Raw genomic sequence first — 9,234 nt, 5'->3', positions numbered from 1 at the left:
GAAGAGCTGATGTTCAGCTCATCAATTAAATGTTTTCAAATAAATCTGACGTGTATCTGTTCAGTTTTCAATGTTCTGTCTCAGCCCGTCTCCCGGACTGCCTGTCTATAATACCCAATATCACAGCGTTTGTAAAGTGTTTTTTGGACATTTTTTTGTTTATCTTCTTTTATATCGCGTTTTTAGCCCTTATATGCTTCATAATTTAAAATTAATTATTTTATCACCTAATACAATAATATGCTTTATACATGCTTTTTATGCTAAATAGACAAAAAAGCATCCCATTATGTGGGATGCTGTATTGGTATTTATGAAATTAAGCTAATTTCTTATAAACATCAATAAATTCCTGAGCTAAATCGATAACTACTAATGCGCACATTAAGTGATCCTGTGCATGTACCATTAATAAGTTAAGTGGAGTTTTTTCTCCTCTGATTTCAGCCTGGATTAATTCAGTCTGAGCATGATGAGCTTCGTTAACTGTTTCTTTAGCGGTCTGAATTGATTCATCTGCCTTTTCGATGTCTCCTGCTTTTGCATACTGAATTGCTTCAATTGCTGAGCTTCTTGCGCTACCAGCATTAACAATTAAGTTAATGACTGTCTGTTCCTGTTCGTCCATTTTAATTCTCCTTTAACAACAATTCCAGATTTCATCTGTGCCTCTATTATAGCAACTCTTGAAAGCAATTTCAACACTCTTTTACAATATGCCAAAATTAGTCTTTGATGTAGTTAAAATGCTTACATGCAGCAGTGATTCCTTCTTCTTCAATATTAGTTGTAATATATTTTGCGACTGATTTAAGTTCTGGTACTGCATTACCCATTGCTATACCTTGTCCTGTTTCTTCAATCATTTCTATATCATTACGTCCATCACCAAAAGCAATGGTATCATCAATACTTCTTCCTAGTTCCTTCACTAATTCTTTAATTCCTACTGCTTTAGATGAACCCTTAAGGGTCAAATCAAAAGAACGGTCACTTTGATGTCTCTGTACATCAAAATAAGGACTTAAAGCTTCTACCATGACTGGAATATCATCCTTAGAATTGACTACTATCATTCCGATATAAGTTTCTATATTCTTATAATCAAATGAATCAATGATTGTTTCTTCCTTCATACCCCAGTTATTTGCGAATGCCTGATGGACTGGATCTTTTGAATCTCTGACATAAATATAATCATTACCTTCAAAGTAAAAGTTAAAATGATGTTTTTCACATAGATCCATGGTTGCTTTAATTGCTTTGGCTGGTACGACATTCTTATAGACACATTTGCCTTTATACTCTACATAAGCCCCATTACATGTCACATATCCTGAAAATGGATACTTCATAACACCATCCACAATAAAACATTTACATCTACCTGTTGATAAGAATACATCATGTCCTTCTTCCTTTAGTTTATCTAAAGTACGGATAGTTTTAGGTGTGATTTCATATATATCCTGATTACAATCAATAAGTGTCCCATCTATATCAAAAAAGAATAATTTACTCATACTACAATCTCCTTTTCTAGCAAGTACTTCTATTATATCAAATGTATGCAGAAATAAAACCAATTAAGATCAGTCTCATAAAATCTTTAATAAACGTTAAAAAAGATGGGTATTTCTACCCATCTCACTAACATTCTCCATCAAATACTTCTGGAAGGAATACTTTATGTGTTTTACTTCTATGTCTGACAATTACGTAAGTAAGAAGTACAGATACAACAAGTAAACCAACGAAGAATAAGATTTCTGTTGTAGGAACTGCAGTTGCATTCGCAATCACTGATCTAAATCCATTTACACTATATGTGAATGGTACAAATGGATGTAATACTGTATACCAATGTGGTGCAGTTTCTAGTGGATAAGTACCAGCAGAAGCACCAAGGTTAAATACCATGAAGATTAAAGCGATAAATTCACCGATACGACCAAATGCGATTGCAAGGAATGCGATGAATGCCATAAAGGCAAGTGATAATAAGAGCATGAATGCGATACATAATCCTGGTCTAGCAGGAGTGAATCCACAAAATCCTCTTAAGCTGAAGTATAAGATTAATGCCTGTACAAATGATAATGGAACCATGACTGTAGCTTTTGCAAGTAAGAACTTTACTGGGCTATCAGTAGTAGTCATACCCTTACCAAATGGATACATTAAGCTTAATGCCATACATGCAACATATAAAGCAACACTCATCATATAAGGTGCCATTGCATGACCATTGTTTGGCATATTAGTTATTTCTTTCTTTTGTGTATCTACTGGAGTAGACATCTGTTTGTATGTCTTGTTAGTAGATTTGATATTACTCTTCTTAGAAGCATCTTTTAAGCTGCTTGTAAGTGTATTAGTTCCTTCACCAATAGTAGTTAATCCTTCACCTAATGTTGCAGATCCTGCTGCTAACTGATTAGATCCAGAACTGATCTTTAATGCACCATCAGCTAACTGAGAAGCACCACTATTTAAAGTTTTATTGTTTGAAGCAAGCGTACCTAAACCATTATTTACCTGTTTAACGCCACCTGTATAAGTCTTTAAACCACTCTGTAATGTACCTAAACCTTCATCAATCTGGCTTACTGCACCAACCATACCAACTGAATTAGAAGTTCCCTTCATATTAGCCTGTACAGTCTTTAGGTTAGTTACTAATGAACCAACTGCTGTGTTATTGGCAGTTGCTAACTGCTGTGAACTTGCTAATAACTGCTGAGTCTTAGCATTGGCTGCAGTCTGATTCTTTAATACAGCTGCATTACCATTTAACAATGTAGATAACTGTTTTAAATCATCTGTATTGATACTAGATGATAACTGAGATGCAACCTGCTGTAATGTAGCAGCCTGAGTTGCATGGCTTGTAGCCTTCAACATTAATTCTTGAGCGGCCTGTGGTTGGGTTGCCTGTAATTGTTCAGCCTGTTTCTTTTCCGCTGCAGCTAACTGATTTAACTGAGCTGCATTGTTATTCATTGTTGAGATAGTAGTAGATAATGTAGAAATCATACCGTCAACTTTCTTAGCTGCCTGGGCATCATTTTCTACTAAGTTATTACTATCAATAGCGCCCTGGATCTTAGTTAATGCTGCAGATAACTGTTTAGAACTTTCTTCAATCTGTTTATTGCTAGAAGTCAATGTATTTAACTGACCAGCACTTGCATTAATTCCATCACCTAACTGCTTTTCGGCTGCCTGAACAGCGCTTAATAATTGTGAACTACCAGCTTTTAACTGAGCAGCACCATTGTTTAAAGTGGCACTGTTGTTGTCTAACTGCTGTGCACCAGCTTTCGCAGTAGAGACGCCTTTTGTATAAGCACTTAATCCCTTCACTAAAGAATCAGCACCATCATTGAATACTAATGCACTTGAAGCAAGTGTATTCAAATTTTCTGTAATAGTGGCATTACCATCTTTGGCTGTATTGACACCATCACTTAATTTCTGTGAACCTTCTGCGGCTGTTTTAAATCCTTTGCTTAATGTTTTTACATTCTTAAATAAGATCTTTGAGTAAGTCTTAGTCACTGTTGATGAAATTTCAGCTTTTACTTTAGCCATTGCTGACTCATCCATTTTAGTTGCGACGTAGTTTGTCTGTGGATTTGTTGTATATGTGAGCATCATTGTCTGTGGATCATCATCCAATAATGTCGTCGCATTTTTAGAGAAGTTTTCAGGAATAGTAATTATCATGTAATACTTTCCGTCTTTTAAACCTTTCTGTGCTTTACTAGAAGAAACAATATTGAAATCCATTGAATCATTCTTCGCAAGTTTATCACTTAACTGTTTACCAATATCCATAGTAGAACCATTATATTCAACTTCTTTATCCTTATTTACAACGGCTACTGGAAGCTGATCTGTTTGACCATATGGATCCCACATAGAACCTAAGAAAACACAAGCATAAATCATTGGAATGATCATGATTGCACAAAGTACAATTTTAAGCCATGTACTTTTCGCAATGTTTTTCCATTCTGCTTTAATCATATTACCCTTTCCTTTCTGTCATCTTCCTAATGACTAGTAGTCATTTTAGTTGACCGTTAGTCATTTATCAATTTACAAATAAGGCGATTTGATAAAAAAGCATGATGTAAGCGTATATCATTTTTTTAAAAAGCATAAAAAAAGACTGCTGACATAAGTCAACAGTCTAATGAACTAAAATTATTCAATGATTTCAGTTACGTTACCAGCACCTACAGTACGTCCACCTTCACGGATAGAGAACTTAGTACCGTTTTCGATAGCGATTGCGTGAATTAATTCTACAGTGAATTCTACGTTATCGCCTGGCATAACCATTTCAGTTCCTTCTGGTAATTCGATAACACCAGTGATATCAGTAGTTCTGAAATAGAACTGTGGTCTATAGTTACCGAAGAATGGAGTATGACGTCCACCTTCATCTTTAGTTAGTACATAAACATGAGCGTTGAATTTCTTATGTGGATGTACTGAACCAGGTTTAGCTAATACCTGACCTCTTTCGATCTGGTCTCTGTTGATACCTCTTAAAAGAACACCAACGTTATCACCAGCTAGAGCGTAGTCAAGTAACTTTCTGAACATTTCGATACCTGTAGCAACTGTCTTCTGAGTTTCATGGATACCGACGATTTCAAGTTCATCGTTAAGGTTTAACTGACCACGTTCAACTCTACCAGTAGCAACTGTACCACGACCAGTGATTGTGAATACATCTTCAACTGGCATTAAGAATGGCTTATCAGTTTCACGAGCTGGATCTGGGATATAAGAATCCATAGTGTCTAATAATTCATGGATTGCAGGAGTCCACTGTGGATCACCTTCAAGAGCCTTTAATGCAGAACCACGGATGATTGGAGTGTCATCTCCTGGATAGTCGTATTCAGATAATAAATCACGAACTTCCATTTCTACTAAGTCGATTAATTCTTCGTCATCAACCATATCGCACTTATTTAAGAATACGATGATGTATGGAACACCAACCTGACGAGATAATAAGATATGTTCTCTTGTCTGAGGCATAGGTCCATCAGTTGCAGCTACTACTAAGATAGCACCATCCATCTGTGCAGCACCAGTAATCATGTTCTTGATGTAGTCAGCATGGCCTGGACAGTCAACGTGTGCATAGTGACGATGAGCAGTTTCATATTCAACGTGTGCAGTGTTGATTGTGATACCACGTTCTTTTTCTTCTGGAGCAGCATCGATTGCAGCATAGTCCATAGCTTTAGCCTGACCTTCACTAGCTAATACAGTAGTGATAGCAGCTGTTAAAGTAGTTTTACCATGGTCAACGTGACCAATAGTACCAATATTTACGTGAGTTTTCTCACGGTTAAATTTTTCCTTAGCCATTTAAGGTTATCCTCCTATATAATTCTAAAATTTTACATAACTATTTTAATAGATTTTATTGAGAATTGCAATAAAAATCATAGTTATTCTTATTTTACGCCGTTCTTTTTAATGATTTCTTCCTTGATTGATTTAGGAACAGGTTCATAACGGTCGAACTGCATTGTATAGTTACCACGACCCTGTGTGAATGATCTTAAGTCTGTTGCATAACCAAACATTTCAGCTAGAGGTACAGAAGCTTCAACCATTACAGCATTTCCTCTTTCTTCCTGACCATCGATCATACCACGTCTAGATGAGATATCACCCATAACGCTTCCTAAGTATTCAGAAGGTGCAGTTACTTCTACCTTCATGATTGGTTCAAGGATTACTGGAGCACACTTCTTACCAGCAGCTTTTAATGCCATAGAAGCAGCTACTTTATATGCCATTTCTGATGAATCGACATCATGGTAAGAACCGTCGAATAATGTAGCCTTAACGTCAAGTACTGGGTAACCAGCAATCATACCAGTTTCTAAAGCGTCTTCAAGACCAACTTTTACAGAACCGATATATTCTCTTGGAACTGATCCACCAACAACAGCGTCAACGAATTCAAATCCTTTACCTTCATTAGGTTCGAACTTGATCCAAACGTGACCGTACTGACCACGACCACCAGACTGTTTAATGTATTTACCTTCACATTCAGCAGCCTGAGTAATAGTTTCTCTATAAGCAACCTGAGGAGCACCAACGTTTGCTTCTACATGGAATTCTCTCTTTAATCTGTCAACGATGACATCAAGGTGTAATTCACCCATACCTGCGATGATAGTATCACCAGTTTCAGGGTTTGTAGATGTTCTGAAAGTTGGGTCTTCTTCAGCTAATTTAACTAAAGCTTCACCAAGTTTGTTCTGGTCAGCTTTTGTCTTAGGTTCAATTGCTAATTCGATAACTGGTTCTGGGAATTCCATCTTTTCAAGGATAACGAAATCGTTTTCCGCACAAAGAGTATCACCAGTTGTAGTGTTTTTGAAACCTACTGCAGCAGCGATATCACCAGCATAAACTTCATCAATTTCTTTACGTGTATTAGCGTGCATTAATAAGATACGACCAAGTCTTTCTTTCTTATCTTTTGTTGAGTTCAATACATATGAACCAGCAGTTGCAGTACCAGAGTATACACGGAAGAAAGTTAACTTACCTACGAATGGGTCAGTCATAACTTTGAATGCTAAAGCTGAGAATGGTTCTTCATCAGATGCATGACGGTCAACTTCGTTACCATCAATGTCAACACCCTTGATTGCAGGGATGTCAGTTGGAGCTGGTAAGTAGTCAACTACAGCATCAAGCATTGGCTGTACACCCTTATCTTTGTAAGCAGAACCACAAAGAACTGGGAATAATTCTACAGCGATTGTACCCTTGCGGATAGCAGCTTTAACATCTTCGATTGCAGGTTCTTCACCTTCAAGAATCTGCATCATTAAATCATCATCAAATGAAGCAGCAGCTTCTAATAAAGTCTGATGATATTCTTCAGCCTGATCAACATATTCAGCTGGGATTTCTTTTTCGATTACATCAATACCTTCAGCACCATCAAAATAGATAGCTTTCATCTTTAATAAGTCAATGACACCTTCGAATGTATCTTCAGCACCGATAGGTAACTGTAATGCAACAGCATTAGCACCTAATCTTGAATTTAATGAGTTAAGTGACATGATGAAATCAGCACCAGTAGCGTCCATCTTGTTTGAGAAAACAATTCTTGGTACGCCATAAGTAGTAGCCTGTCTCCAAACTGTTTCAGTCTGAGGTTCTACACCTGCTTTAGAGTCAAGTACTGTAACGGCACCATCAAGTACACGTAGTGAACGTTCAACTTCTACAGTGAAGTCTACGTGGCCTGGTGTATCGATGATGTTAATACGATGTCCTTTCCAGTGAGCTGTAGTTGCAGCAGAAGTGATAGTGATACCACGTTCTTTTTCCTGTACCATCCAGTCCATCTGAGATCCACCATCATGAGTTTCACCAATTTTATGGATTTTACCTGTATAGTAAAGAACACGTTCAGTAGTAGTTGTTTTACCAGCATCGATGTGAGCCATGATACCGATATTACGTGTTTTTTCTAATGGAAATTCACGAGCCATAATTTTCTCCTTTCAAATACTTTTTCTTTTAATTTATATTTAATAAAGATATTACCAACGGAAATGTGCGAAAGCTTTGTTAGCTTCTGCCATTTTATGAGTATCTTCTTTCTTCTTAACAGCAGCACCTGTACCGTTAGATGCATCGATAATTTCGTTAGCTAAACGATCAACCATTGTATTTTCGTTTCTTAAACGAGAATAGTTAGTTAACCATCTTAAACCTAAAGTCATTCTTCTTTCAGGTGTTACTTCAACTGGTACCTGGTAGTTAGCACCACCAACACGTCTTACCTTTAATTCAAGTACAGGCATGATGTTGTTGATAGCTGCGTCGAATACTTCCATAGCTGGCTTTCCAGTCTTTTCTTCAACTTTTTTGAATGCTTCATATAAGATGTTCTGAGCAACACCTTTTTTACCATCTAACATGATGTTGTTAATAAGCTTAGTGATTGTTTTACTATTGTAAATTGGATCAGGTAAAACATCTCTTTTCGCAATACGTCCTTTTCTAGACATCGGCAAATTCTCCTCTCTCTATTTTATTAATTTAAAAATTTATTTCTTAGGCTTTTTAGCTCCGTATAATGAGCGGCTCTGCATACGATCTTTAACACCAGCACAGTCCATAGTACCACGGATAATATGGTAACGAACCCCTGGTAAGTCCTTAACACGACCACCACGAATTAATACAACAGAGTGTTCCTGAAGGTTATGACCGATACCAGGAATGTAAGCTGTAACTTCTAATCCATTTGATAATCTAACACGGGCATATTTACGTAATGCTGAGTTAGGCTTCTTTGGTGTCATTGTAGCAACACGGGTACAAACGCCACGCTTCTGAGGTGAATTATCATTAGTTGGTCTTTTTGCTAATGAGTTGTAACCTCTATTTAAAGCTGGAGACTTACCCTTTTTAGTCTTTTCGCTACGTCCTTTTCTTACTAATTGGTTAATTGTAGGCATGATTTTCTCCTTTCTAATTCTAACACACAATTCCGGGTGTTTCACAAATTTGTTTTTATATATGTGCCCTCATCGGACACCTTTGTCAGTATATGACAAATAAAAGTCCTAGTCAACAACTTTTTTTATTTTTTTGTTAATCTAGGTTCAATTTTCATGATAGATGATCTGTTTAGCCATTCCACCATCAATACAGATGCCCTCACCATTGATAAATGATGCCTCTGATGAACATAAGAATAAGATCATAGAAGAAATATCCTGTGTATATATTCCTATAAGTATTAATCCATCCTTTCAAAATAGAATTTACTTTCTAACTCATCATTAATGCGTATTTAAGGGCTAATATGCCACCTTTACAGCAGTACAGCAATCTTGTATTAACTTAGCTCATATGGTCTCTAGAAAGCGAAATATTGATAATTACAGAATTTCTAGATAAAATTACCTACCCTATTCCATGTGTGCTACCTTTGACAACTACAATTGCATAAATCCATGTACTTCTCATTATATAGAGTAACTAAATAGACTTGGGGTTTACTCAAGCTTTGAAAAAGTCAGGGGTATGAACTCCTGGCTTTGCTTTTATGCTGTCAACTTTTTAGGGGCAGTTTTCTGCTATCTGTTTTGTTTATTTCATAAATCATTTATCATGTTCTTAAGGTCAATAAATCTATAGAAAGAAAAAAAGGAT

Annotated in this window: 8 protein-coding genes; all 8 read right to left on the bottom strand. The window is 36.5% G+C overall.

The genetic code is table 11. The annotated features are described in order from the left end of the window. Positions 1-319: 319 nt before the first annotated feature. The 8 genes from EAI80_RS10390 to EAI80_RS10355 all read right to left on the bottom strand — a co-directional run bounded on the left by EAI80_RS10390 (position 320) and on the right by EAI80_RS10355 (position 8,783). Positions 320-628 (bottom strand): PTS lactose/cellobiose transporter subunit IIA, encoded by a 309-nt coding sequence (locus tag EAI80_RS10390; RefSeq protein WP_006505715.1) that lies wholly within the window; start codon positions 626-628, stop codon positions 320-322. 97 nt (positions 629-725) lie between these two features. Further along, on the bottom strand, positions 726-1,523 hold the full coding sequence (locus EAI80_RS10385) for an HAD family hydrolase (protein WP_129981964.1): 798 nt from the start codon (positions 1,521-1,523) through the stop codon (positions 726-728). A gap of 127 nt (positions 1,524-1,650) precedes the next feature. Beyond that, entirely contained in the window at positions 1,651-4,032 is a 2,382-nt protein-coding gene (locus EAI80_RS10380; RefSeq protein WP_129981963.1) for a YhgE/Pip domain-containing protein, read from the bottom strand. Between the two features lie 180 nt (positions 4,033-4,212). Then, positions 4,213-5,397 carry an elongation factor Tu gene (gene tuf, locus EAI80_RS10375; RefSeq protein ID WP_129981962.1) on the bottom strand — a complete coding sequence of 395 codons (1,185 nt, stop codon included), beginning with the start codon at positions 5,395-5,397 and terminating at the stop codon, positions 4,213-4,215. Positions 5,398-5,486: 89 nt separating this feature from the next. After that, positions 5,487-7,559: an elongation factor G gene (fusA, locus tag EAI80_RS10370; protein WP_129981961.1), complete on the bottom strand. Its 2,073-nt coding sequence runs from the start codon at positions 7,557-7,559 to the stop codon at positions 5,487-5,489. Positions 7,560-7,610: 51 nt separating this feature from the next. Then, the gene (gene rpsG / locus EAI80_RS10365; RefSeq protein ID WP_006505720.1) at positions 7,611-8,081 is read right to left on the bottom strand and encodes a 30S ribosomal protein S7; all 471 of its coding nucleotides are present in this window, start codon (positions 8,079-8,081) and stop codon (positions 7,611-7,613) included. 39 nt (positions 8,082-8,120) lie between these two features. Beyond that, entirely contained in the window at positions 8,121-8,534 is a 414-nt protein-coding gene (gene rpsL / locus EAI80_RS10360; protein WP_022425216.1) for a 30S ribosomal protein S12, read from the bottom strand. Positions 8,535-8,681: 147 nt separating this feature from the next. Next, on the bottom strand, positions 8,682-8,783 hold the full coding sequence (locus tag EAI80_RS10355) for a hypothetical protein (protein ID WP_161220334.1): 102 nt from the start codon (positions 8,781-8,783) through the stop codon (positions 8,682-8,684). Positions 8,784-9,234 lie beyond the last annotated feature (451 nt).

The organism is Catenibacterium sp. co_0103, assembly GCF_004168205.1.
GTDB lineage: Bacteria > Bacillota_I > Bacilli_A > Erysipelotrichales > Coprobacillaceae > Catenibacterium > Catenibacterium mitsuoka_A.
Note: the sequence above shows the minus strand (reverse complement) of the source record. Positions and strands in the feature narration are given on the sequence as shown.